The following is a 23,770-nucleotide window of genomic DNA, read 5'->3' as shown; positions in this document are numbered from 1 at the left end:
GACGCACCAAGAACTCTTCCAAGCTTTGTGGTTAATGAATAATCGACCTAGGAAATGCTTAGATTACCAAACACCCTTGGAAGTATTTTTACACGAACTCTTATTAATTGAATAAAGATAAATTATTTGTCGCAATAATTATTGCAATTCAACAAATGTCAACCTTACTAATAGCCCTCTAAGTGAAAAAAGTACTTTTATTATTACTTTTTAATTTGATTATCAAATACTTATTCTGATGGGAGTACTACACCGAACTTGACGGCAAGAAATATCCTTTCACTGGAAAATTGAACAAGCCCAGAGTAATCATACTTACTAAATAACTATGAATGATTAGATTCCGTCATACTAAAGCAGAGCTTACAGGTTTTCCTGTAAACTCTGCTTTATTTTTTTGATGTGATTGATGGTAATTTGAAATTTTACCTATACATTCGAGTATTGTTTTAGCTCAAGAAAATCTAGTGATTCCCCGAAACCCCGATGATTCTAGAGGGTAGAGAAGCATTGAGTAAGCACTCTCATCTACAAAACATATGAAATTTTTATCATCATTTATGATACGCATGTCCGTATCCTCGATAGGTAATAAAGTTTATAAGCGGTCATAGTTTATTGAATGATTCTACATCGATATCAATTTCAAGGTTACTATTCACAGCCAAAAACTTTCTTTTTGATTGAAAGAGGGGTGACTGGTTATGTAGTGGGCATGCCAAATAGGCAAGCTCACTTAACTCGCTCCATGTCTAAAAAAGGTTGTACTCCTGATAATGCGGCATATGAAGGTTTCTTTGGACGGCTTAAAAATGAGTTCTTTTACGATGAGGATTGGTTAGATGTTTCCATTGAGCACTTTATTCAATTGTTAGACGATTATCTTGATTGGTATAATCACGAAAGAATCAAATTATCATTAGGTGGCATGAGTATCATGGATTTTCGAAAAACGATGTCTTTTGTAGCTTAAAAACAATTCCCCGACACATCCATTAGGGTTCGCTATAAATGATCAACTATATTTAGGTCCAAGAAAATATCCGCACCTCCTTCTGTCTAGTACAGCTTAGCATTCACAGGACAGTGGCCGGCTCAGCAATCCTACAATATTTTCTTATCCAGTCAGGAGAAGATGTAACCAATCTAGAAGCGACTATTTTAGCGGAAGATTTAACTGCATCTAGTGGAGTGAATTTATGATTGAATTTATTCTCATTTTTCTCTTTGTGTTTGTGATTTGACTGCAATAAAAAATGGCAGACATCTACTCCGATCAAAGATTAGATAAAATCTGCCATTATGCATTCAAATTTGAAGTTAATAAAACAATTCATAAAAGGTTCTATCACATAATTTTCTTCTCTTTTTAATTAATATTCGTAGCCATCGAACCAATGTTTCGTTTTATTTGAAAATTTGACTAATAATAGCATGACAGGAACCTCTACTAATACTCCTACAACGGTTGCTAAAGTTGCACCAGAATTCAATCCAAATAATGCTATTGAGACAGCTACAGCAAGTTCAAAAAAGTTACTCGTTCCAACCATGGCTGCGGGTGCTGCTATTGAGAATGGTAGTTTACACGCTTTAGCTCCACCGTATCCGAGGAAAAATATGACAATATTTTGAATGATTAGTGGAATAGCAATTAATAAAATATGGAATGGATTACTTAGAATTCGTTCTCCTTGGAATGAAAAGATAATAACTAAAGTTAGTAGTAAACCAATCCGTGTGGTCCCATCAAATTTATTCACAAAATCTTTTTCAAAATAATCGTCACCTTTTTGTTTTACCACGTATTTTCGAACAATAATTCCTAGAGCCAAAGGGATTACAATGAATACAAAAATGGAAAGTAACAGTGTACCCATCGGTACAGAAACATTACCTATTCCTAATAAGAATGCAACGATTGGAGCATATAAAAAGAGAACAATAATATCATTGATAGATACTTGCAATAAGGTGTATGCTGGATCACCTTTTGTTAGTTCACTCCATACAAATACCATAGCCGTACAAGGAGCTGCCCCTAAAAGAATCGCACCAGCTATGTATTCATTGGCTAGTTCTGGACTTAAAAACGGTCTAAATACTACCAAAAAGAAAAAGGCGGAAATTCCATACATGGTAAATGGTTTAATTAACCAGTTTACTACGGTAGTTAAGATTAATCCTTTGGGTTTTTTTGTTGCATTTACAATACTGCTAAAATCAATCTTTAACATCATTGGAAAAATCATTAACCATATTAAAATAGCTGTTGGAATCGATACATTATAGTACTCAAATTGACTTAAGAAATTAGGAATTGCAGGAACAAATTGCCCTAGCGCTACACCTATAATCATTGATAAAGCAACCCATAAACTTAAATAACGTTCCCAAAGTCCAATCCCATTTTCTTTATTCGATACTTTTTCTTTTAAAGCTGTTTCTTTCATGATTTTCCTCCAATAATAATCGTATTTAATATTTTAATGAGAAACAAAAGAAGATAAACTTCTTACTTCTTTTTCCTTAACAACATCCAGTGGAACCACAATCACTCTCACCAGATTGGTCTGTTACCATAAAACGTACACCAGTATATTCAGAAATTTCATCAAGAGTTGGATAAGCTCCAGCTTTCTTCACTTTGCCATTCAATACTGTGATTGGCAAAGCAGCAGTATTCTCTTTCTGTAAGATAGTACTAACGGTTTCATTACTTACAAATTGCATAGGATTGTCAGTCAAATTATATTGATAAGCTTGATATCCATCAATAGTATTTAATGCATTGATGACAGATGTAATTAGCATTTATTTTCATCCACTGATGAGCCACAACCTCCACTACTGCAGCACATAACGGGTTCAAATATCTCTAATTTGTTCATATTTTACCTCTTTTTCTAAAATAAATTTCGCACCTCAAACATTTTTCTTATTGAATCGCTTCTTTAACCAGTTGAATACCTAAATATTCACTAATTTCTTCATTCGTTGGATAAGCACCTATTTTAACAATTTCTCCATCTAATACAGTAATTGGAAGAGAGTCTTGTCCTTCATTTTGCATAGTGTCTATGACGTTTTGATTTCGTACAAACGAATTAGGATTGGAAGCAAGATTGTAACGGATCATCATCACATCGTCTTCTTCTTTCACTTGTTTCATCACACCCGTAATACGTAGTAAATCCTCGTCCACTGAAGGTCCACAAACTCCGGTACTACAGCATAGGGCAGGTTCATAAATGGCTAACTTTTTCATATTGATCTTCCTTTTCATTTATTGTTGTATGACAAATACATCTTTCAGAACTTGAGAAAACACTTTGAAGGATTTCTGTTATCTCGGTAGATAATTCCCGATTCACCGAATAATGATGCCAAGTTCCTATTTTTTCTGTAACAATTAAATCCGCATCTCTTAATACTTTTATATGATGGGAGAGAGTTGGTTGAGTAAAATCAAAGTGTTCGAGCAAATCACAGGCACATAAAGTATCGCAGGATAGTAAATCGAGTATCTTTACTCGGTTTGGATCAGATAAAGCTTTCATTTTTTCAGCAAATAATTCATAATTCATTTATATTCTCCTTTGAGATTAAATAATTGTAGCAAGAACATCCTCTTTTAACTCAATAGGACTCCAGTCGATGACCGCAAAATGCCCATTTGATAATCCATCGACACGTTGGATCCATTCTTCTTCCGATTTTGCGCGAGCTAACAATGTTTCATTTGTAGTCCCTGTTGATAATAAACTGTTATTAACCACCCACCAAGTATGTGCAATACCTGCACGGTCTAGATCTTCTTGTAGACGAATCGATTCATAGACAGGTGTATTTTCAGGTAATGTCACCATGACCACTTCTGTTTGGTTGTGATCTTGTAAAATAGGCAGGAGTCGGGTAATTGATTCTGGTACTTCTCCAGAAGTTCGCTCCACCTCTTGGGCGTAACTTTGAGAAGATTCTAAAAGTAAAAGTGTGTGTCCCGTAGGCGCAGTATCAATAACCACCACATCTGCTTCCGTCATCGAAACAATTTCAGCAAATTTTCTGAATACCGCAATTTCTTCTGTACAAGGTGAGTTTAGATCTTCTTCTACATAAGCTAAATCCTCTTCCGACATTGATTCACGCGCTTTAGCTAAAACTTCATTTTGGTAAAGCTCTAACTCTTTTTTCTCATCAATATGGCTAACCCCAAGAGTATCTGATTCATGCACAATATAATTTAAGTGAGCTGCAGGATCGGTCGTTGTTAAATGAACTTTTTTACCTTTTTCTACAAGGCCTTTCGCAATGCTGGCTGCGATGGTTGTTTTCCCAACGCCACCTTTACCCATTGTAAAGACGACTCGTTTGTTTGTGTTGTGTAAATCATCGATAACAGTTTGTAAGCGTGGGTATTCCTGTTCCTGCACTTCTTCATGACTGATTTCAGGTTGTTCTTCACTTAGTAATAAACCGATACTTTCGATACTTGTAAGATTGTAAGGTCTTAATGGAATTTCAAAAATAGGTAAGTTTTTAAGATTTTCAGGCATTTGGTTTAATGCATCTTGTTGAATGTCATAGTATGTTTGAGAAATCGTATCTGTCGGATTTTCTAAAAGGCCATTCACAATAAGCTTCTGGTTTTCAACCCCTAATGCTCGTAATTCTTCGGACGCACGATTGGCTTCGACTAATGGTCCTTCTTGCGGACGAGTTACGAGTAGTAAAGTTGTCATTTCAGAATTAGCAAGTGTTTCTACTGCCAAACTATAACTTTCTCTCTCTTCATCTAAACCAGATAATTGACCCATACAGCTTGTGCCAGTTGTATTTTCATCAAAGAAGTTTGTCCAAGCAGAAGGTAATTGTAAGAGTCTTAATGTATGGCCGGTAGGTGCTGTATCAAAAATGATATAGTCGTATTGGTCAGATATATCAGGGCTTGTTAAGAATTTTGCGAACTGATCAAAAGAAGCAATTTCTGTCGTACATGAACCACTTAATTGTTCTTCCATATTTTGTACCGCAGGGTCTGGCAGAATTCCGCGATAAGGACCCACAATGGATTCTTTATATTCTTCTGCAGCACTGACTGGATCAAAGTTAGCGACGGTTAAGCCAGGTATTTCTTCAATTTCTGTTCCGTTATCATCTAATTCTCTTTCAAAAACATCTTGTAAATTACTGGCAGGGTCTGTACTCACTAATACAACTTTGAAACCTTCATTCGCTAATTGAATAGCTGTTGCGCTAGCGGCCGTTGTTTTCCCAACGCCACCTTTACCTGTATAGAATAAATACTTTGTATTAATATGCTCTTTTGGATTAAAAATTTCCATTCCATTTACCACTCCTTTATTAAACGATTTGGACGAAATGATTGATTTAGTTTCTACAATCAACTAATGGCTTATATAGATGATTGTATATGTATCGAATATATAGGTACCTATCTATGTATTGTATACAAATCGACCTATATGATGCAAGAAAACTTGCAATAATTCTCTGAATTTCATATACTTTATTCACATAGATACCTGTCAATGTATTAAACATAGATGAGTCTCTATGCTTTGTCAAGTAATCTTATCATTTTTATTAACTTCATTTTGTTGAAGGGTCATTAGGAATACTTTTTGAGAGTGACACCTATTTATCCCCCTTTCATTCAACTTTAGTAAATAATAAATGAATACATAACTATCAGAAGGAGCATTACAAATGAAGAAAATATTTTACGAGGACATTAATAACCAACAACTGGTTGATGTTCGAACTCAACATGGGTACCAAGAGGGACATATTAAAAACTCTCTCAATCTTAACCCAAGTAACTTTAAAACGTATGCAACTTATTATCTCGATGTAAATCAATCCATTATTTTTATCATTGGTTCTGAGGACGAAGCTCAACTAGCAGAACTTTCTGGGGTGGCTGATGAATTAGCTTTTAATCAAAAGAATGGTTATCTTTTGATAGATGAAGTACCCAAAGAAGACTTACAGACAACGGAAACTATCCCTGCTGAAGATTTCCTGAATAAATCAGATGATTTTATATTACTTGACGTCAGACATCCAGACGAAATTACACGTCTAGCACCTGAAAAAAATTTGGTCAATATTCCATTTGAGGATTTAGTCAATGATTATCAATCACTGGATACGAGCAAACAAATTTTTACGCTTTGTGGATCTGGTAACCGAAGTACTGCAGCGGCTTCTTTCCTTGAATCAAAAGGATTAAATCCTAAAGTTATTGAAGGCGGAATGAAAGCTATACAAGAAGTCGGTAAATAATAAATTATAAGACGTTTTCAAAAAAAATAGCTTTGCAGATTCTTACAGAAACTGCAAGGCCATTTTTTTGTATTTTATTATCGATAAAGATTGCTGTAACAAGCATTTAGAAGGCATTTTAAGTCAAGAGCAAGGTAGTTGTCTATTTGCTTTTCTGTAAACGTTCATTAGAAAAAGGCACTTTCCGCTTGCACTATTTTACCCTGCACAACACGATAATTTTGAAATATCATTATTATAACCAAGCGCTGCAAGTTTCAATCCTTCCACCATCGTTAAATAAGGAGCCATTGTGTCCGTTAAATCCTCGATTGTTAACACAAATTTAACAGCTAATGTGTCTGCATAAATGACTTCACCTGCATTCTCAGCGACGATATGAACGCCTATTATTTGTTGATTTTGAGTATTGACAACAAGCTTGATTAACCCAGTTGGATCATGATTAACTAGTGCACTTGGTACATTATCTAAATCTAAGATTGACCTTTTAACATCTATAGCTATATCTTTTGCTTGTTTCTCTGTTAACCCAACTGTACCTACTCCAGGATTTGTAAATATTACTCCAGGAACAACGGATAGAACGTTTTTTTATTTTTTAGTCCTTAGATTACAAATTAGTAAAGGCTCTAAAGTTCTAAAAAATTAGGGGCATATTTTTATATATGAAACAGATAGTCTCAAAAACAATCGTTTTTGAGACTATTCTAAATAACTAAAATTTCAGCTGAAAAGAGGCCTTTTCAAGTATCAAAACTTTACTCTCTATCTACGTATCTTTATCCCCCCTTTGTGATACAATTGAGAAAATAAAAAAGAGAAGGAAGAGGATTGAGTGGGTATGTATATGGGTATGCCAGAGTAAGTACACGTTCACAGGAATTGGATCGCCAATTGGACTTACTCAATGGCCGAAATTGCAATGAGATACTAACCGAAAAGATGACGGGAACCAAAGCTAACCGTCCGCATTTAAATCGACTGAAAGATAAATTGCGTCCAGGTGATACAGTTATCGTGGAAAGCTTCTCTGTTTGGGTCGCAGTACAAAAGATTTAATTGAACTTGTAAATTACTTTGAAGAATATAATATAAAATTGATCAGCATAAAAGAGAATTTTGATACTGCCACTCCACATGGTCGGCTTATGATGACTGTATTTCAAGCATTTAGCCAATTTAAGCGAAATTTGATTGTTGAACATACAAAAGAAGCTTTAAAAAGTGCTCGTGCGAGAGGGCGAAAAGGCGGACGTCTGCCTGTAAGCCAACGAGATATTGAACGAGCAATAAAATTGTACGAAAGTCAGAATTACAGTGTGAAAGAAATTGTTGAAATGACTGGAATAAGCAAAGCCACTCTTTATCGTTATTTAAATAAGAAGAAAAAATAAACTATTAACCCCCTCTATTTGCGAAAGGAGATGCATCATGGAAACAGACCTGCCTCCATTAACTTCACATTCAGAAGAACTGAGATAAAGAGCCATGGATAAATACAGAGTCATTGCACCCTATCTAAACCATGAGGAAAGTTTGAAAAACATTACCGAAGAATCAGGTTTCCCGAAAAGAACCTTATACCATTGGATAAACCAACACCGACAATCGGGGCTAAAAGGACTGGTTCGAAAAATGTGATCAGATTCTGGAAGCTTTAAAGTGAAAGAAAACGTGCAAGAAGAAATCAAAAACCTGATATTCAAACACAGAAAAAATTCCTTAACTTCTATCCATCGAAAAATCTGTATTATTTGCGAAATAAAGAATTGGGAGCAACCTAGCTACAGTTAAGTGTATACAATTTCGAAAAGTCTATCGCCACAATTAAAGGAACTAGCCCATAAAGGAAAAAAAGAATATCAAAATAACTATAATTTGATTTATCGACGTGAATCTCATTACTCCAATGAAATATGGCAGGCTGACCACACTCCTTTGAATATCCTTGTCTTAAACGAAAGAGGAAAGCCAGAGAGGCCATGGTTAACAATTATTTTAGATAATTATAGCCGAGCAGTAGCAGGTTATTTCCTTAGTTTTCAAGACCCTTCTGCTATTCAAACTTCTTTAGTCTTATAATAAGCCATATGGAAAAAAAGCAACTCTGATTGGCAAATATGTGGTATGCCGGAAACTTTCTATACCGATCACGGAAGTGATTTCACTTCAAATCATTTAGAGCAAGTTGCTATTGATTTAAAAATCAATCTTATTTTTTCTACGGTAGGTATCCCAAGATGACGAGGGAAAATAGAACGCTTCTTTTTAACAATTAATCAATTATTTTTGCAAGATTTACCAGGTTACTTTGGGAATCAAAATACCTCAAATCTTCTTACGATAAAAGAGCTTGATGAGAAATTAGCGCGTTTCATTATATATGACTGTCACCATAGAATTCATGGCACCACATAACAAGAGCCTATTGAAATGTGGAATAATTCAGGATTTCTTCCTAATCTACCAGATAGTCTAGAAAGCTTAGATTTATTGTTATTAAATGTTGCAAAATCAAAAAACGTTTATTCTGACGGCATTCACTTCCAAGGGTTAATATATATTGACACCAATTTAGCAGCTTATGTAGGTGAAACTGTTATCATTAGATATGATCCAAGAGATATTGCTGAGATCCGTGTTTTTTACAAAGACCAATATTCATGCACGGCAATTTCTCCTGAAATTTCTGATTACGAAGTCGATTTAAAAGAGATTGTTGCGGCACGTAATAAGGCACGAAAAAACCTTGAAAATCAGCTCCATTCTGGAAATAATATTGCGGAAGAACTTATTTCAACTAAGCAAAAAGAGTTAGACAACCCTATAATCATAAAAGATTCCAAGAAGTCAAAAATTAAGAGGTATTACAATGATTAAAACACCCTACTTTATTGAAACAAAAGAATATAAACGCTTTGCAGAATTTTGTCAGGCATGTATCAAATACAAATATATCGGAATTTGTTATGAATTACCCGGAATTGGGAAAACTTTATCCGCTAAGCAATATTCAAATTGGAATTGGGTCGAAAAACAAATTGATTAAAAAAATCGGACGAAATCGGAATGAACACAGATAAAAAAATCCTTGAAATGAAAACAATATTTTACACCGTCCAGCCATTCGGGCGATTAAAATGACGAATGAAATCGATATGATTGGTGGTAAAATGGGTATGGTTAAAAGTATGTATAGAGTTCTTCAGCTAGGAGCAGAAGAAAAATACTCAGCGAATGCGTATGAAGAGAATGAGCTTATTATTATTGACGAAATAGATTGATTAAATGTACAGCATTTAGAACAACTAAGAGATATTTATGACCAAAAAGATTTAGCTATAATCTTTATTGGAATGCCGTGCATAGAAAAGCGATTGGCTCGTTATCCTCAACTCTACTCCAGAATAGGTTTTGCCCATCAATTTGACAGATTGAGTAAAGACGAGATCCACCATATTGTGGAATACAAATGGAAAGAGTTAGGATTATCTGTCCAACTGGAAGATTTTGCTAATTATGAAGCTGTCACTAGTATTATTAAAATTACCAGTGGAAATTTTCGACTTATCCAAAGACTTTTCACCCAAATCGAAAGAATATTAGAAATCAATAACCTTGAAACTATCACGACAGAAGTAGTGGAAGCTGCACGAGATAGTTTAGTCATTGGAGTAAAATAAGTAATAAAAAGGACTATTTCATTTAGCGAAATAGTCTTTTTTTTGTTCTATTAATGCAGCATAGCACTTGAAGTTAGTGCGTATTAAAACCAAAATTTACAATATAACTGTCTTTTTATGCGAATCTATCATGAGAACCGTGTCAGCTGAAGCGGTAGTTTTCATAAAAAAACTCATCTATTTATGATACGCATGCCGAACTCACAAATGAGATTTTTATCATCATTTATGGTACGCATGTCCGTATCATCGATAGGTAATAAATTCTATTAGCTATTTTGATACGATTAAAAAAAGAACCTCAAGCTAGTCTTCTCTGATATGAGAGATTGCTCTTTGAGATTCTTGTTGGATATGTGTAGCTTATGATATTAGTTGTTTCTTCAATTAGTCCATATATTGTTTTACAAAAGAGTTATATGACTTCTAGTTCATGGACGTATAGATTATAGGTGTTGCGCCGCTTTTGTGTAGGCGATTACATTTCGTTGTTTAGTGTTGTTGAAAAATGATGTTGCTTGCTGATTTTAGTTTAAGCTATGTGGTGGACTTCGTCTGGGTGGAAGAATTATGATATCTTTACAGTTACTGTTATGTATGTCGAAAAATTCGTTTCGAAATTATACTTAATAGCTTCAAAACAGATTTTTTAATTACAGTTTAGTAAATAGACCTTATATTATTCACTATTGTCCTAAATATTCTTTCATTGTCACTATATAGTCGTTTAAACCATCTCGATAACTTATCAACATTTCTACTATCATTTCTTTACCTTGAATGGGCATATGCCCCATAACACCATATTGGTTCTTTACAATTTCTATCTCTGATTTTAACTCCTCTTTCATCTTTTCTATGTCTTCTTGACTAAATAAACCCGTATCCTCAAATAGTTCAAGATATTTATTGTAATAATCTTCAATGATTACAACATACATTATTATATAGTCATTGTAGCTGACAATACTATTGATGGTTTCATCAGAAACATCCTTGGGACGAAAATCACCAAAATATTCTTTTAATTCATTTAGAAAAACATATGGGCTTTCTTCACTATCTTCTAGCAACCAATTCTCAGCAACTTCCCCATCCTTAAAAATAAATATTTCTTCTCTTTCATCCTCTGTTAAAACAATTAAACTATACTCCTTACTCAATGTCGTCATTAATTCTTCCGTAATTTCATTAAAATCTTCCAGCAGATTTTGCCCAATCGCATTATTTTCTTTATCCTCAAGCTTAGAGGCTTCTAGTTCTTCCATTGTTTCTTTATCTAGAATGATAGAATAAGTCTTAGTCTGATCATCAAAGTCGATGACATAATCTTCTGAATACTGGCGAATTTTCATTAACACCTGAATTTCAACTTCTGAAAAAGCAAAAACTTGTTTAGCAAAAACTAATGGTAGTAGCAAAGCAATTACAAATATTGTTTTCTTCATATTAATCTTATTCCTTTCACTATTAACTCTAGCAAATCATCAAATTTTTACGCAATTAATTATTCAATTCCAGTTCAGTCATCTTTTGAAGTTCATCAAAATACACATCATTAAGTTCACCAACACTATCGTAATAATCTGAAAAATTACCATTCGCGCTATAATAGTAAATATTTGCTAATTTAGCTATCCCTTCAGTCGTTAAATCAGCTAATTTAGACGTGTTTTCTACTCTTAAATCTACTTTTTCCTCAAATGTGATTTGATCAGATGCCAGTTTATTTTGATAGCTCTCTAAATTTAAACTACTTATTTGGGTTATCTCTTTCGAATACTCCTTAACTACCGATGAATAATCAGCTTTTGCATCAAAGTGAAATCCAGATAATAACATATCAATTGTTAAATCATTTAATGCAAAACTTGTTAAAAATTGAGAATTAAGCACTGATGACCCACCAAAAAATACAAACATAATAATCATGCTGTAGATGATTCTTCGAACTACGAGTCCTCCCACTCTCAGAATATTTTTCTTTAAAGAATAACCTGATGCCCATTGGAAGATAATGGGTACCAACAAATAAATCAATGAGGGTAAATATGCTATTCCCGCAGCAAGTAAGGATCTACTAGAAAAAGCAGTTGCTCTAGCTGATGAATATATAACTCCAGTTATAATCTGGATTAGCGAGATTAAAACAAAAAATAGATGAAGTAGTACCAATAAAAGTGGGGTATTATAACTCCACTTTTTATAATTTACTATTACTTCTAATCCCAGAGTACTATGGATAAAAAATAACAGATAACTCAGATATGCAACAACTATTAATAGCGAAATTATAGATAGTTTTTTATTCCCTTTCATACTGACACCTCTCAACTTGTATTGTTATTTCTGAAAGAATTTTAATATTTTTTCGCCTTTCTTCGGATTCCACCACCTCAAAAAACAGACTTCTCTATCCACATTTATATCTTGTGTTTTGCAAGCGAGTTATACATAAGATTGCAACGAAAAATACAGACCATTGCTACCCAACTATTTTCTTTTTATTCTCTATTTGATAACGCATGTTTTAAATGAATATCTAGTATTTGGACCTTTACCCACGGTAATTATAATACCAAGTAGTTTTAACTCTTTTAATAATTCTAAAGTGGCCGATTTTTTCAATTCTAGCTCTTTTTCAATTTCAGCACGAGAGGCTACTTTACCTTCTTTTAAGTAGTTAAAACTTTGATTGAGCGACTATCATCGAGAGTTTTCAAATAATAGTTCTTGTTAAATATACAAATCGTATATTGACTAGCAGACATAATTCTCCATCTGCTTTATTTTATCTAAAGCATTCACGATGATATCATTTCGTCTAGAATTCAATCCATTCATGATATCTTCCACGGACATCCCATCAGGAATTGGTCCTGGAGAGTGTATTCAATTCATCTTATGCTAAACATTACATCACATATGAAACAATTAACAATTTAATTTATAGATGCTACTAATCTTTGATTTATAAACACTATTACCATCTATTTATGATAACTATGTCCGTATCATCGATAGGTAATAAAATCTATTAGCTATTTGGTATAGTGCTGAAGATAGTTATTTTTAACAATTAACCTCATCATCTTACTAAAATAAAAGTCATAGGATTTCTTTTCCTATTTCTTTAGATTTCTTCTTTAGGAGGAAGAGCATCAAGCTGTAACTCGCCATAATCAATATCGAATAAATCAAATAATTGTCGCAAGCAATTCATTTTACCAAAATTTGAGATTGAAGTTTTAAGATAAATTCCTGGTATAATCTCTGTTCTCCTAGTATCTTCGTAATCTGTAAATAAAGTGGTATAGCCACTATTTAATCGACTACTTGCTAACTCCATAATTTTATTGGGATTAACTCTTGCTAGTCGTTTAATTACTTGAATGAACATCTCTCGCCAGGTAGTGACTTCTTGATAATCCTCATCAACAAAAATATAACCTTTTATTCTGTAGCCCGTATAAGTTTCTTCACCATCATAAATGTATAAGTTAGATTCTTCAATAGATTCTATAGGTTGATAAGTTGTCTCTGGCATTGGCCATACCATTAATGCTTGGTCAATTAACTGATTACGTCGTTTGACTATCTCCTCTTTTCCCCACTCATTTGTTGCTTTCGGGATTTGATTTAGAAAACTAAAATGACTCTCATTAAAACCTTTTTCGATGTTTTTCTTCTCCTTAAAGGGACGATTACTATATTTTGAATTATATCCCGTTAAAGTTAAGTTACCTAGATTATTTAAGTAATTAGCATGAATCTCTTGATAGCTCTCACCTAATTCATTCTTCCATATACTATTCAATTTCTGAGGCATGATATGCTCCACACTAATATCTCCAGATTCAATTCCTCCGTAAATATTAAGCGTCTCTACATGGTTTGTATTCTCTAAGCGCTCAAAGAAATAAGTCCTAAATTTAGAGTTAACATTATACATATCCCTTGTCTCAAGTGAATTCTGAACATCTTCATCCGTTGGAAAATAGCCCGACCGTTGTTTATTTAATAGGATAAAAGCTATCACTTCTGAAGGACTAATATCTTCCTTTTGGTGTTTCATCAAATCTCGATACAAAGTAGCCATAATTTTATTGAGTGCATTCGAAGGGGTTTGGGTAATCATTCGTCGAGCTATATAATTTTCTATTATTCTTAAAATCTTTGCCACTTCATTCTCATTAATAATATGCTCATTATAATTTCTTAAAATAGCCATTAAAAAGGGCCGAATCACTGTTACTTCTAATTGATTAAAACGATACAATATGACATCAATTGTACGATTACCTGTATGATTCTCCAATATTTGCTGATAGGCAAAAGCGTACTCAGCTAATTGTTCGAAAAATTCTCTCTTGTCCACAGAGTAAGTTGTATAATAATCTCTAAAGACTTCATAAATCTGATTTCTATTAGGTGTCTTGGCTAATTTTAAGGTCAAATAATATCTAAAAAATTCACTAACATCGTAATTCGTCCGCTCTTCGATAGGTTCCCAGAAAGAATTGAATAAATATTCTTGTTCTGATTGCTCTTCATCCATCAGCAGAAAATTTCGAATACGGTCTGCATCAGTCAAGCTCAAGCCAGTGGAATTTAGACTTTCAAAGATCAGTTGTGGATCGTCCTCTGGTGAGTTTAAATTGACAATCATCACTTCTAATTTCCGATACGCATCTAATAAATCTGAAATTGAGATAGGAAAGTGTTCTAGCTGATCATAAAAATAATGATAATTACGAGTAATATTTGATGATTCAACATAGTATTTTGGTTTGTCAAATAACTTCTTATACGCTTCAAAATCTTTAGGATTTGATTCTAACCGATAGTTATTACCTGGCTTGGCCCATTCATCAATTAAGAAAGTGTTGATAATTTTCTCTAAATTTATTTGGCGATCTTCTAACTCGTTATCTTTTAACCATTTACCAATGGCTAATAACAACAGCGAAACCGTCGTCAACCGCTGTTGACCATCAATGATGATTGTTTCTTGATGTAAACTACCAGGCTTCACTACTAAACTACCAAAGAAATGCGTCTTCCGTTTTTCTTTATGAGCTGTAACTAAATCTTCTAACAATCTTTTGCAGTTATCAATATGCCAATCATAATTACGTTGATAGACTGGAATGTAAAACCGCGAGGAACCTCGCATAAATTCAGATAAATTTTTAATACCACCATCCATACTTCAATAATCCTTTCTATTCATTCGCTATTTGCAAGTCATCCCAATGCTCTGCCTGTTTAATCACCAGTTGGATTGTTTCCTTATAATTACCTGGGTAATTATATTTCTTCAGTAAAAGCTTGGTAGTTATTCTAACGTTGGCTCTACCTGACTCTCGCATCATTTAATCTGATGTCGTTTCTTTTGTATTGCATTCATTAATTTTTTCGTTTAATCTGTCAATTATTTATCGTGTGAAAATATTAAAATTTTAAGAAATAGCAATTGTGTTGTAGATATTCATATCTGATCATCTTAATCCTAAAGCGACCATACCACTAACATCGAGTACAACTTAGCATAATGGGTACTACTCTCCACGTTGAAGTCCATATTGATTGAAGATGGAGAATTCTTTTTACAAAAAGCTTTATCCTTCTATTATATCCAATGGCGAAATAGCTATTTTAAAAATTTACAGTTAGCATAAAACCTAACAAATTACCTTTAGCATATTTTTTGCAAATCTTAGTTTATATCACTTTTTCTTTCATCAAAAAAATTCTTGCTGAATTAGCGGTAGAGTTGCGCAGTTTGATATTTCGCTTATCTATAAAGGAGCCAATTATTGAAATGCTTTTATTTATGAACGGTTTTAGATTTTCATCAGTTTCAATTACTATTGCTTCATTACCATTATATATAGCTTCATATGTCGTATTTGTCAAAATTTGAACTATATCCACACTTATTTCTATGATTTCTTTCCCTTCAAATCTAAAATTATTCTCCTTTACATTATTTTCATTTTTTATTTCTCCAACTTGCTCAGTGGATTCAAATGGTTTGTCTTTGACTCTATCATTAATATTGGTAACTCCTATACCCTTTCCTAAACTATTCATTTCTTTTTCTAATTCAATCAATCTTTCATTAGTTAGCGTATTTTGATCTAAAATTGCTATAAAAGTTGAAGTAATTAAATATAGAATATAATATCCAGAAAATACTCCTAGTCCTCCTAAAATTGCCGCTAAGATAGACATATTTGGCATTTCATATACTAACAGAGAAAATAATATTGCGATGATAATACCAAAATAAAAAATTATTTTACTTATCTTCGTTCCCTGATGAACAATGGATTGAGCTCTTTCTATTCTTTTTTGCATAAGTACCTCCCAATAATATTCTTAGTATTTAAAAATAACAGACCTTACTTTATTTATTACTCGCGCTACCTATTTAATAGTGCAAGCGTCTATATTTTCTAAACCGGATTATTTTAATCAGCAACCCCTTCAAAAACTCTACTCATTCACTGTAGGCAACCGATCCCAATGCTCTGCTTGTTTGATTACTAACTGGATTACTTCCCTGTAATTCCCAGGATACTTATATTTCTTCAATAATCTCTTAATCGTTCTTCTAACGTTGGCTCTTCCTGACTCCCGCATCATCCAATCAGACGTCATTTCTTCGGAAATTGCTTTCGTTAATTCTTTAGTCAGTTCAATTAACTGCACATCAGTATAGAAATCTTGGACATTTTCTGGGTTAGTGACCGCATGGTAGAAAGCCATCTCTGAACGCGATAGCCCCATATTCTCATGCTCTTTTTCTAGTGCTAAAGCTTCTTTTGCAAGGTCAATTAAGGATTCTCGTGTAGTATGGAGATTAAATTCTTTATTATCTTTATTGGACTCATCAACTAAATCAGCAATTCCCGCAAACCGGTCTAAGTTTTCGGCATTATCAACTAGACCTTCACGGTATCTCTTCATAATTCGTCGCAGTCTTTCAGAAAATTCTTCTCCCTTAACAACGTCTGTCCGGGTAATGGAATGTATTTCATCTGTTAACAACTTATTCAGTAATTCGACAGACAGATTCTTCTGTTCCATTTCTTCGATTTTCTTTAAAAAGTTGGGATCGAATAAACTGAAACCACGTTCAAAGTCTTTAAAAAGATTAATGACGCCCTCACTTTGGATCGATTGATGCAAGAGTTCACTGATTTGTAGATTGATTTCTTGTTTAGAAAGACCTTTCTCGCCTTGGATACGATTGATACTTATCCGAACTGCCTCAATATAAGCTGCTTCTCGTTGTTCAACCTCTGTTGTAATTGACGAACATAAGGTATGAGCTTGTTTTAAAGCATAGGATTGATCTTTAAAATCTTTCTGTCTCACTTCATCATAAGATAAGATGTGATTGATACCTTCTGTTATCAGCCTAGCCATCTTTACATCGGTTATACTTTTTGAAAAAATGATGGAGTAATTAAATTGATTAAAAAAGACATTGCGACAGACTTCAAGTTTTTCTTGGAATTTAGGATAAGCAGAGTCCCGAATATCAGCATTATCGATTGCCTCTTGATCAGCCTTCGTGTAATCGTTCATAGCTTCTTTAAGGGCCTTGCTGATTCCTATGTAGTCAACAATCAGGCCACCTTCTTTATCTTCAAAAACGCGGTTCACACGTGCAATCGCTTGCATTAAATTGTGTGCTTTCATCGGTTTATAGATATACATAGTTGCCATCGATGGGACATCGAATCCAGTCAGCCACATGTCCACTACTATCGCAATCTTCATCGGGTCTGAGTTATCTTTAAACTTACGAGCGAGGTCATCACGATCAGCTTTCGACCCGATAATTTGCTTCCATTCTTCTGGATCATTATTATTGCCCGTCATGACTACTTCTACTTTTTCTTGCCATTCAGGTCGTAACTCTAAAATTCGTCGGTACATCTTTAAGGCAATGCTTCTGTTATATGCAACAATCATGGCTTTCCCAGTTAAAAGGTGTTCTCGGGTGTCTTCATAGTGGTTAATAATGTCCTCTACTAAGGTATCAATCGCTTGTTCAGACCCTAAGATGACTTCTAAGCGACTAAGTTCTTGCTTGCTTTTCTCAATTTCAGATTCTTGAGCTTGGTTAGCTAACTCTTCGTACTTAGCGTCAATTTGCTTCAAGATATGCTCATTCAAATTAAGATTTACGACACGATTTTCATAGTAAATGGGTTTGGTGGCACCATCTTCTACCGACTGTGACATATCATAAACATCAATGTAATTACCAAATACTTCCCTAGTGTCCTTATCATTCTCAGAAAGGGGTGTTCCGGTAAAGCCTATGTAGGTTGCATTAGGCAATGATTCCCTTACCAAACGAGCCATTCCTCTTTGAACCTTACCTTCGCGACTCACTCGTTCTCTTAAACCATATTGCGAACGGTGTGCTTCATCTGCAATCACAATGACATCTTCCCGATGCGTTAAAGCTTCTTCTGATTCCGCAAATTTCTGCATGGTGGTAAAGAATATACCATGGGATTTTCGGTCGTTTAATAGTTCTTTTAAATGATCACGTGAAGCCGCTTGAACGGGAGTCTGCCGCAAGAAATCTTGTGTTCTAGAGAACTGGCCGTACAGTTGGTCATCTAAATCGTTTCGGTCTGTTAATACGATAAAGGTAGGATGGTCTAGAACTCGCGTCATCAATTGAGTATAGAAAACCATCGAGAGAGATTTCCCTGATCCTTGTGTATGCCAGAAAACACCCCCACGCCCATCCCCTTTGCTCATTGCTTCAAGGGTGGATTGAACAGCCTTATGAACTGCAAAATATTGATGATATTGCCCCATAATCTTGACTATCGTAGATTCTTTGTGTTCAAATACAATAAAGTTTTTAATTATATCCAAGAAGCGCTCTTTATGTAAGATACCTGCTAGTAATGTCTTATAGTCAGCATACTGTGACTTTTGATAATTACCATCTATTGACTTCCACTCCTTATACCAGGCTTCATTCGACGAAATTGTCCCAACTTTTGTATGAGTAAAGTCAGAAATGATATTAAAGGCGTTGTAAACGAACAGTTCTTCAATATCATACTGATAGTTTCTAATCTGACGATATGCACTTGTGATATCCGACTGAGTAGATATCGCCGACTTCAATTCGATAACTACAAGTGGTAAACCATTGAGGAAGATGACAATATCCGGACGCTTTTGGTCTTTACCGATGAGAGTGAACTGATTCGTTACCATAAAATCATTATTATCTACATCCTCATAATCAATTAAATGAACACGGGTTGTTTTCTGTTTACCAGCCAAGTAATGACTTACCTCTACGCCATTTTGAAGATAATCAAAAAAGCGTTCATTTCGACTTTCTAGTAATCCGGCGTCAATATGAGATACTAAATGAATGGCTCGTTCAATCACATCTAAAGAAACATTCGGATTAATTTGTACTAATGAATCTTTCAAAACTTCCTCTGCCAACGGCACTTTATAACTCGATCTAATGATTTCTTGTTGAGGAACAAAGTGATAACCCAGGTCTTGTATTTCAGCAACGAAAACATTCTCTAAACCATCTTCCATAAAACGTACATTCGACATCTTGTCACCTCCTATTCTACTGTGTCTACATCTCCTACACGAATTTCACCTGACATGAGTTTTGGTAAGATCATTTCACGAATTTCAGCTAGTTTTGTATTCTCTTTTATCAAATTTAGAATTAATCTTGTATTGACTTTAATATGGGTCTCGTACTTTTCTAAAATAGCATGTGATGGATTAATTATTTTGATTTCACTAATGACTTTTTTACTTAAATTTTGTTGAGCTGAACCAGAAGCTAATGAACTGATATATTTTTGCTTATTTAATAGGTATTCATATATATAATTAGAATAATCAGATTCAATGACACAACAAGCTTGGTTAGTTGTCGTTGGCAATCCTAAATAAGCAATTCTACCAGCACTAGCTCCATACATCGCTATTGCAATAGAGTCTTTTTTAACCCATTTTGCCGAACTTTTATTTAATCCTTCGTTCGTAATTTTCTCTTCCACTTGGGTGATATAACCATTATTAATTTCTTGAGTTTTCAGCCAAGGTATATGTCCATCATTCCAGTACTCATCAATTTTTCTACTCGGAGTTCCTCCACTGATTAACTTATCAGAAAAATTTTCGATAGTAGATATTCGCCATATTTCAGGAATTCTTCCAATTTGACTTTCAATCATAGTTCCACCATTTGATTTATAAGGCATTTCATTTTCATCCGGAAACTCAAAATCAACAAACCATGATTTAAAAATCGTCTGCGCTTGTTCTTCAAGATTAGCAATAATTGCATTATTATTTTCTATTTTATCATCGAAAGATGAGAGGAGATTTGCTATGGCTTTTTGCTGAGAATAAGATGGCAAGCTAATCTCAAGTTTTTCAATATCCGAAACTTTCACTGATGGATAAGCTGATGTTGACGTCTCCCCAATATTTTGTAGTTCATTAATTATAGGTTTCTGTATAAGGTAGTAATAAATATATTTAGGGACTGCTTTATTTCTATCTACATCGATAACCACGAAACCTGTGGAAACTAATAAATTTTGTATGTTAATATTTTCAAAAAAACCATAATGCTTTTGATTTGGGCGTACTGTTGAATATAGTATACTATTTTCACTTGGTATTCTTCTCGCTCGTGAAGGTAATTTATCACTTTCTAAATCTATTAATTGAACTACATCAATTTGATTTTCAGTAAGGTTCCCTGTGTCTAGATAATTTACAAAGTTCCATTTCATAGATTTATTAAAGTTATTCTGATTAAACTTAGAGATTTCTTTTAAATAAACTTTATTATAAATCAAACCCAATCCCACCTAACTGTTCTCTGATTGCTTCTTCTAATTTGTGAGATTCACTTAATAGGTCACCAAGTTCTGCGGTTAACCCTTCCATCTTTTCATCAAATGGAATGCCATCGTCTTCCACTTCTTCTAAACCAACATAACGACCAGGTGTTAACACAAAATTATTTTGTTCGATTTCTTCTAAATCTGCTTCATGAACATACCCTAATTTTTGAACATCTTCGCCTTTCACAAACTGGTGATAGGCATTCGCAATTTTGTCAATATCTTCTATGGATAATTCACGGTGAGCTCGTGAAACCATGTGACCAAGACTCCGAGCATCAATGAAGAGTGTTTTCCTTTTTTGCTTTTTATTTTTATTGATAATCCAAAGAGAAACAGGGATGCCTGTTGAGTAGAAGAGCCGTTCGGGCATCGAAATGACCGCTTCTACTAAATCATCTTTAATGATATTTGCACGAATTTCTCCTTCCCTTCCACTTGAAGATAAAGAACCATTTGCTAAAACAAGCCCTAATTTCCCATTTGGAGCCAAATGGTAAATCATGTGCTGCATCCAAGCAAAGTTGGCGTTACCTTCTGGTGGAGTTCCATATTGCCAGCGGCCGTCTTCAGCTAACTTGTCACCACCCCAATCACTCATATTAAAAGGTGGATTTGCTAAGATATAATCTGCACGCATGCTAGGATGTTGATTATTATAGAAGGTGTCAGCGGCTCCTTGACCTAAATCTCCCTCTAGTCCATGGATGGCTAAGTTCATTTGTGCCAATTTCCAAGTATTAGCATTCGCTTCTTGTCCATAGATGGATAAATCATTGACTCGACCACGTTTACGTTCTACAAACTTTGCAGATTGGACAAACATCCCTCCTGCGCCACAACATGGGTCATATACTCGACCTTCATAAGGCTCTAGTATTTCTACTAAAGTACGAACAATACTTGAAGGAGTATAGAACTCTCCTGCTCGTTTACCTTCTTGTTCTGCAAACTGAGCAATTGCATACTCATAAGTACGTCCTAGAATGTCTTTCGAGTCACCATGTTCTTTTAGTTTTAAATTATCAAAGAGTGTGACCACTTCACCTAAACGTCTTTTGTCCAATTCAGGTCTAGCATAGTTCTTAGGTAAAATACCACTTAGGCGGTCATTTTCCTTTTCAATGGAAACCATCGCTTCATCAATCACTTTACCGATATCGGGTTGAGTGGCATGTTTAGAGATATAATCCCAACGGGCTTCTTCAGGGACGAAGAAGATATTTTCGGCTAAATATTCATCACGATCTTCTTCAAAGCCGTCACCTTCAGCTACTAACTCTTCATAGCGTTCAATGAAGCTATCTGAGATATACTTCAAAAAAATAAGTCCTAAAACTATATTTTTGTATTCGGCGGCGTCGATGTTGCCTCTTAATTTGTCGGCTGCTTTAAAGATTTCTTTCTCAAAGCCTAGATTGGCACTGTTTATTTCTGCTGACATATCATTACCTCTTTACATATTTTTTATTGAAAACGTAGTCTATACTAGAATTGTAAAATCTATATATATTATAGCATATACTTGTATGATAGCACTTACCTTTTTGGGTATACCTACATCAATACATAATTGATGTAAAACATCATGCAGTCGGATGAATATTATATTCTGAAGACAGGTAAACCCCACACCGATGGTAATCAATGTGTGGTTCTTTAACGTTAACTATATAAGTACGATATTCTTTAACTACTTTATTTCTATCAATAGTATTCTAATTCTACTTGAATATCTTTCATGTCTTTTAATTTACTTATTTTGTAATTAAGATCCTCTCTTGGCTCGCCTTTATGAGTGAATAATATGTATGTTTCAAGATTCACTGTCTTTCCTACTATCTCTTCAAAAATTTCGAAATCTGCTTCGATACTATGACCCATAATCACTAGTGACTTAATCTTTTGATATTCTATATCATTCAGTTGTCCTTTTGTTTGAAATTGAGTACTGTTGAAAAATTCAACAACCAAGTTTGAACTCTGTTCTATCATCATTTGCTTTATCTTATTTGAAAGTTCATCAGGTAAACAATTTAAATAAAAATATTCCTCGTTATATTCTAGTAATCCTTCTGTAGAATAATATTCTTGATACTTCTTTCTGATAGATTCTTCTAACTCACCATATTGGAATCCATAACCACCTTTTCCAGTGTAGGAATGATCGTTTACTTTTCTAAAAATATTAATTTCTTTTTCAACTTCCTGCATATTCAATTCTCTTCGAATAAGAAACTTTCTATATTCCAAAATGTTTCGTAACCTTGATTTACTAAATGTAGTTGCAATTGCTGGTGTAAAGTCTTGTTCACCTCGGATGTTATATCCAAAAATAATAAACCTATCTTTTAATGACCCATGAACATAAATAACTTTGTCTGAGTAAGCTTCAACTAAATTTGTGTAATTAAATGTTACCACTTGACTGTTCTTTGTTATAAACTTACTAACACTATTTTTTAAAGGAACTTCTCTTTGATCTTCAACTTCTAAGTATTCATGAAACTTTTTTTGTATTAAACCGAATGCATCATCGATTTTATTCATGTGCTCTTCAGTCTCTTTAGTGTCTTGTCCTGTGCTTGCTTTTTCAAAATAAGAATCAAACCACGTTTGACTTATCATCAATATGTTTTCTTCAAAATCACACCAATTATCAATTAATTCAGCTGCAGGTAAATAGGTGTTTTCCCACTTTAATTTTACATCTTCTGACAAAGTATTATAGAAATCGCTATACCTTGTATTCAAACCATGTGCTAAATCAAAACCATTACCAACAATAATAAGTCTATCCATCACTAACTCCTCTAATTTTGATAGCTGTGT

At 34.0% G+C, this 23,770-nt stretch carries 21 protein-coding genes and 5 pseudogenes; 9 read left to right on the top strand and 17 right to left on the bottom strand.

Features of this window, described 5'->3' with window-relative positions:
* Together ACTQ54_RS07760 and ACTQ54_RS07755 are read left to right on the top strand one after the other, a co-directional pair.
* Positions 1–115, top strand: a pseudogene (locus tag ACTQ54_RS07760) (IS30 family transposase); the annotation flags it as partial.
* 612 nt (positions 116–727) lie between these two features.
* Positions 728–973 (top strand): annotated as a pseudogene (locus tag ACTQ54_RS07755) (IS3 family transposase); the annotation flags it as partial.
* 400 nt (positions 974–1,373) lie between these two features.
* Here ACTQ54_RS07755 and arsB read toward each other — a convergent pair.
* The 6 genes from arsB to arsA all read right to left on the bottom strand — a co-directional run bounded on the left by arsB (position 1,374) and on the right by arsA (position 5,345).
* Positions 1,374–2,453, bottom strand: a complete 1,080-nt coding sequence (gene arsB, locus ACTQ54_RS07750; protein WP_441755667.1) for an ACR3 family arsenite efflux transporter — start codon at positions 2,451–2,453, stop codon at positions 1,374–1,376.
* 76 nt (positions 2,454–2,529) lie between these two features.
* Complete coding sequence (locus tag ACTQ54_RS07745) at positions 2,530–2,814, bottom strand: arsenic metallochaperone ArsD family protein (RefSeq protein WP_441755665.1); 285 nt, start codon at positions 2,812–2,814, stop codon at positions 2,530–2,532.
* A complete protein-coding gene (locus ACTQ54_RS07740) occupies positions 2,808–2,891 on the bottom strand; it encodes an arsenic metallochaperone ArsD family protein (RefSeq protein ID WP_441755681.1) in 84 nt (27 codons plus the stop codon). Before ACTQ54_RS07740 ends, ACTQ54_RS07745 begins: the two co-directional genes overlap by 7 nt.
* A 47-nt stretch (positions 2,892–2,938) precedes the next feature.
* Positions 2,939–3,268 (bottom strand): arsenite efflux transporter metallochaperone ArsD, encoded by a 330-nt coding sequence (gene arsD / locus ACTQ54_RS07735; RefSeq protein ID WP_313794392.1) that lies wholly within the window; start codon positions 3,266–3,268, stop codon positions 2,939–2,941.
* Positions 3,246–3,587: an ArsR/SmtB family transcription factor gene (locus tag ACTQ54_RS07730; protein ID WP_313794393.1), complete on the bottom strand. Its 342-nt coding sequence runs from the start codon at positions 3,585–3,587 to the stop codon at positions 3,246–3,248. The genes arsD and ACTQ54_RS07730 overlap by 23 nt, the downstream gene beginning before the upstream one ends.
* 18 nt (positions 3,588–3,605) lie before the next feature.
* Positions 3,606–5,345 (bottom strand): arsenical pump-driving ATPase, encoded by a 1,740-nt coding sequence (gene arsA, locus ACTQ54_RS07725; protein WP_441755662.1) that lies wholly within the window; start codon positions 5,343–5,345, stop codon positions 3,606–3,608.
* A 385-nt stretch (positions 5,346–5,730) separates the two neighbouring features.
* On the opposite strand from arsA, the gene ACTQ54_RS07720 reads away from it, so the two are divergent.
* On the top strand, positions 5,731–6,309 hold the full coding sequence (locus ACTQ54_RS07720) for a rhodanese-like domain-containing protein (protein ID WP_441755660.1): 579 nt from the start codon (positions 5,731–5,733) through the stop codon (positions 6,307–6,309).
* A 198-nt stretch (positions 6,310–6,507) separates the two neighbouring features.
* On the opposite strand, the pseudogene ACTQ54_RS07715 reads toward ACTQ54_RS07720, so the two are convergent.
* A pseudogene (locus ACTQ54_RS07715) lies at positions 6,508–6,894 on the bottom strand (mercury(II) reductase); the annotation flags it as partial.
* A gap of 249 nt (positions 6,895–7,143) precedes the next feature.
* Between ACTQ54_RS07715 and ACTQ54_RS07710 the strand changes: the two are divergent.
* The 6 genes and pseudogenes from ACTQ54_RS07710 to ACTQ54_RS07685 form a co-directional block, all read left to right on the top strand.
* Positions 7,144–7,706, top strand: a pseudogene (locus ACTQ54_RS07710) (recombinase family protein).
* A gap of 94 nt (positions 7,707–7,800) precedes the next feature.
* Positions 7,801–7,953 (top strand): helix-turn-helix domain-containing protein, encoded by a 153-nt coding sequence (locus ACTQ54_RS07705; protein WP_441755658.1) that lies wholly within the window; start codon positions 7,801–7,803, stop codon positions 7,951–7,953.
* Between the two features lie 153 nt (positions 7,954–8,106).
* Positions 8,107–8,394 carry a hypothetical protein gene (locus ACTQ54_RS07700; protein ID WP_441755657.1) on the top strand — a complete coding sequence of 96 codons (288 nt, stop codon included), beginning with the start codon at positions 8,107–8,109 and terminating at the stop codon, positions 8,392–8,394.
* A 351-nt stretch (positions 8,395–8,745) separates the two neighbouring features.
* Complete coding sequence (locus tag ACTQ54_RS07695) at positions 8,746–9,192, top strand: Mu transposase C-terminal domain-containing protein (protein ID WP_441755655.1); 447 nt, start codon at positions 8,746–8,748, stop codon at positions 9,190–9,192.
* A complete protein-coding gene (locus tag ACTQ54_RS07690; RefSeq protein WP_441755653.1) occupies positions 9,185–9,361 on the top strand; it encodes a hypothetical protein in 177 nt (58 codons plus the stop codon). Before ACTQ54_RS07695 ends, ACTQ54_RS07690 begins: the two co-directional genes overlap by 8 nt.
* A gap of 193 nt (positions 9,362–9,554) precedes the next feature.
* A pseudogene (locus ACTQ54_RS07685) lies at positions 9,555–9,995 on the top strand (AAA family ATPase); the annotation flags it as partial.
* 686 nt (positions 9,996–10,681) lie between these two features.
* Here the strand turns inward: ACTQ54_RS07685 and ACTQ54_RS07680 are convergent.
* The 10 genes from ACTQ54_RS07680 to ACTQ54_RS07635 form a co-directional block, all read right to left on the bottom strand.
* Entirely contained in the window at positions 10,682–11,443 is a 762-nt protein-coding gene (locus tag ACTQ54_RS07680) for a hypothetical protein (RefSeq protein ID WP_441755651.1), read from the bottom strand.
* A gap of 55 nt (positions 11,444–11,498) precedes the next feature.
* Entirely contained in the window at positions 11,499–12,314 is an 816-nt protein-coding gene (locus ACTQ54_RS07675; protein ID WP_441755649.1) for a hypothetical protein, read from the bottom strand.
* Between the two features lie 441 nt (positions 12,315–12,755).
* On the bottom strand, positions 12,756–12,887 hold the full coding sequence (locus ACTQ54_RS07670; RefSeq protein ID WP_441755679.1) for a hypothetical protein: 132 nt from the start codon (positions 12,885–12,887) through the stop codon (positions 12,756–12,758).
* Positions 12,888–13,128: 241 nt separating this feature from the next.
* Positions 13,129–15,204, bottom strand: a complete 2,076-nt coding sequence (locus tag ACTQ54_RS07665; protein WP_441755647.1) for a DUF262 domain-containing protein — start codon at positions 15,202–15,204, stop codon at positions 13,129–13,131.
* Positions 15,205–15,220: 16 nt separating this feature from the next.
* Entirely contained in the window at positions 15,221–15,367 is a 147-nt protein-coding gene (locus ACTQ54_RS07660; RefSeq protein WP_441755645.1) for a type I restriction enzyme endonuclease domain-containing protein, read from the bottom strand.
* 352 nt (positions 15,368–15,719) lie between these two features.
* Positions 15,720–16,358, bottom strand: a complete 639-nt coding sequence (locus ACTQ54_RS07655) for a hypothetical protein (RefSeq protein WP_441755643.1) — start codon at positions 16,356–16,358, stop codon at positions 15,720–15,722.
* Between the two features lie 138 nt (positions 16,359–16,496).
* Positions 16,497–19,619, bottom strand: a complete 3,123-nt coding sequence (locus ACTQ54_RS07650) for a type I restriction endonuclease subunit R (protein WP_441755641.1) — start codon at positions 19,617–19,619, stop codon at positions 16,497–16,499.
* Between the two features lie 11 nt (positions 19,620–19,630).
* Positions 19,631–20,890: a restriction endonuclease subunit S gene (locus ACTQ54_RS07645; protein WP_441755639.1), complete on the bottom strand. Its 1,260-nt coding sequence runs from the start codon at positions 20,888–20,890 to the stop codon at positions 19,631–19,633.
* A complete protein-coding gene (locus ACTQ54_RS07640) occupies positions 20,880–22,382 on the bottom strand; it encodes an N-6 DNA methylase (RefSeq protein ID WP_441755637.1) in 1,503 nt (500 codons plus the stop codon). The genes ACTQ54_RS07645 and ACTQ54_RS07640 overlap by 11 nt, the downstream gene beginning before the upstream one ends.
* 263 nt (positions 22,383–22,645) lie before the next feature.
* Positions 22,646–23,740 (bottom strand): AbiH family protein, encoded by a 1,095-nt coding sequence (locus tag ACTQ54_RS07635; RefSeq protein WP_441755635.1) that lies wholly within the window; start codon positions 23,738–23,740, stop codon positions 22,646–22,648.
* Between the last annotated feature and the right edge of the window lie 30 nt (positions 23,741–23,770).

Source organism: Fundicoccus sp. Sow4_H7, assembly GCF_052115865.1.
In the GTDB taxonomy this organism is placed as follows: domain Bacteria; phylum Bacillota; class Bacilli; order Lactobacillales; family Aerococcaceae; genus Fundicoccus_A.
The sequence above is the reverse complement of the archived record's forward strand: the minus strand, read 5'-3'. Positions and strand labels throughout refer to the sequence as shown.

Excerpts from the sequence above, each read along its gene's own strand:
- arsB (WP_441755667.1), bottom strand. The coding sequence starts at position 2,453 with ATGAAAGAAACAGCTTTAAAAGAAAAAGTATCGAATAAAGAAAATGGG.
- ACTQ54_RS07745 (WP_441755665.1), bottom strand. The coding sequence starts at position 2,814 with ATGCTAATTACATCTGTCATCAATGCATTAAATACTATTGATGGATAT.
- ACTQ54_RS07740 (WP_441755681.1), bottom strand. The coding sequence starts at position 2,891 with ATGAACAAATTAGAGATATTTGAACCCGTTATGTGCTGCAGTAGTGGA.
- arsD (WP_313794392.1), bottom strand. The coding sequence starts at position 3,268 with ATGAAAAAGTTAGCCATTTATGAACCTGCCCTATGCTGTAGTACCGGA.
- ACTQ54_RS07730 (WP_313794393.1), bottom strand. The coding sequence starts at position 3,587 with ATGAATTATGAATTATTTGCTGAAAAAATGAAAGCTTTATCTGATCCA.
- arsA (WP_441755662.1), bottom strand. The coding sequence starts at position 5,345 with ATGGAAATTTTTAATCCAAAAGAGCATATTAATACAAAGTATTTATTC.
- ACTQ54_RS07720 (WP_441755660.1), top strand. The coding sequence starts at position 5,731 with ATGAAGAAAATATTTTACGAGGACATTAATAACCAACAACTGGTTGAT.
- ACTQ54_RS07705 (WP_441755658.1), top strand. The coding sequence starts at position 7,801 with ATGGATAAATACAGAGTCATTGCACCCTATCTAAACCATGAGGAAAGT.
- ACTQ54_RS07695 (WP_441755655.1), top strand. The coding sequence starts at position 8,746 with ATGTGGAATAATTCAGGATTTCTTCCTAATCTACCAGATAGTCTAGAA.
- ACTQ54_RS07690 (WP_441755653.1), top strand. The coding sequence starts at position 9,185 with ATGATTAAAACACCCTACTTTATTGAAACAAAAGAATATAAACGCTTT.
- ACTQ54_RS07680 (WP_441755651.1), bottom strand. The coding sequence starts at position 11,443 with ATGAAGAAAACAATATTTGTAATTGCTTTGCTACTACCATTAGTTTTT.
- ACTQ54_RS07675 (WP_441755649.1), bottom strand. The coding sequence starts at position 12,314 with ATGAAAGGGAATAAAAAACTATCTATAATTTCGCTATTAATAGTTGTT.
- ACTQ54_RS07665 (WP_441755647.1), bottom strand. The coding sequence starts at position 15,204 with ATGGATGGTGGTATTAAAAATTTATCTGAATTTATGCGAGGTTCCTCG.
- ACTQ54_RS07660 (WP_441755645.1), bottom strand. The coding sequence starts at position 15,367 with ATGCGAGAGTCAGGTAGAGCCAACGTTAGAATAACTACCAAGCTTTTA.
- ACTQ54_RS07655 (WP_441755643.1), bottom strand. The coding sequence starts at position 16,358 with ATGCAAAAAAGAATAGAAAGAGCTCAATCCATTGTTCATCAGGGAACG.
- ACTQ54_RS07650 (WP_441755641.1), bottom strand. The coding sequence starts at position 19,619 with ATGTCGAATGTACGTTTTATGGAAGATGGTTTAGAGAATGTTTTCGTT.
- ACTQ54_RS07640 (WP_441755637.1), bottom strand. The coding sequence starts at position 22,382 with ATGTCAGCAGAAATAAACAGTGCCAATCTAGGCTTTGAGAAAGAAATC.
- ACTQ54_RS07635 (WP_441755635.1), bottom strand. The coding sequence starts at position 23,740 with ATGGATAGACTTATTATTGTTGGTAATGGTTTTGATTTAGCACATGGT.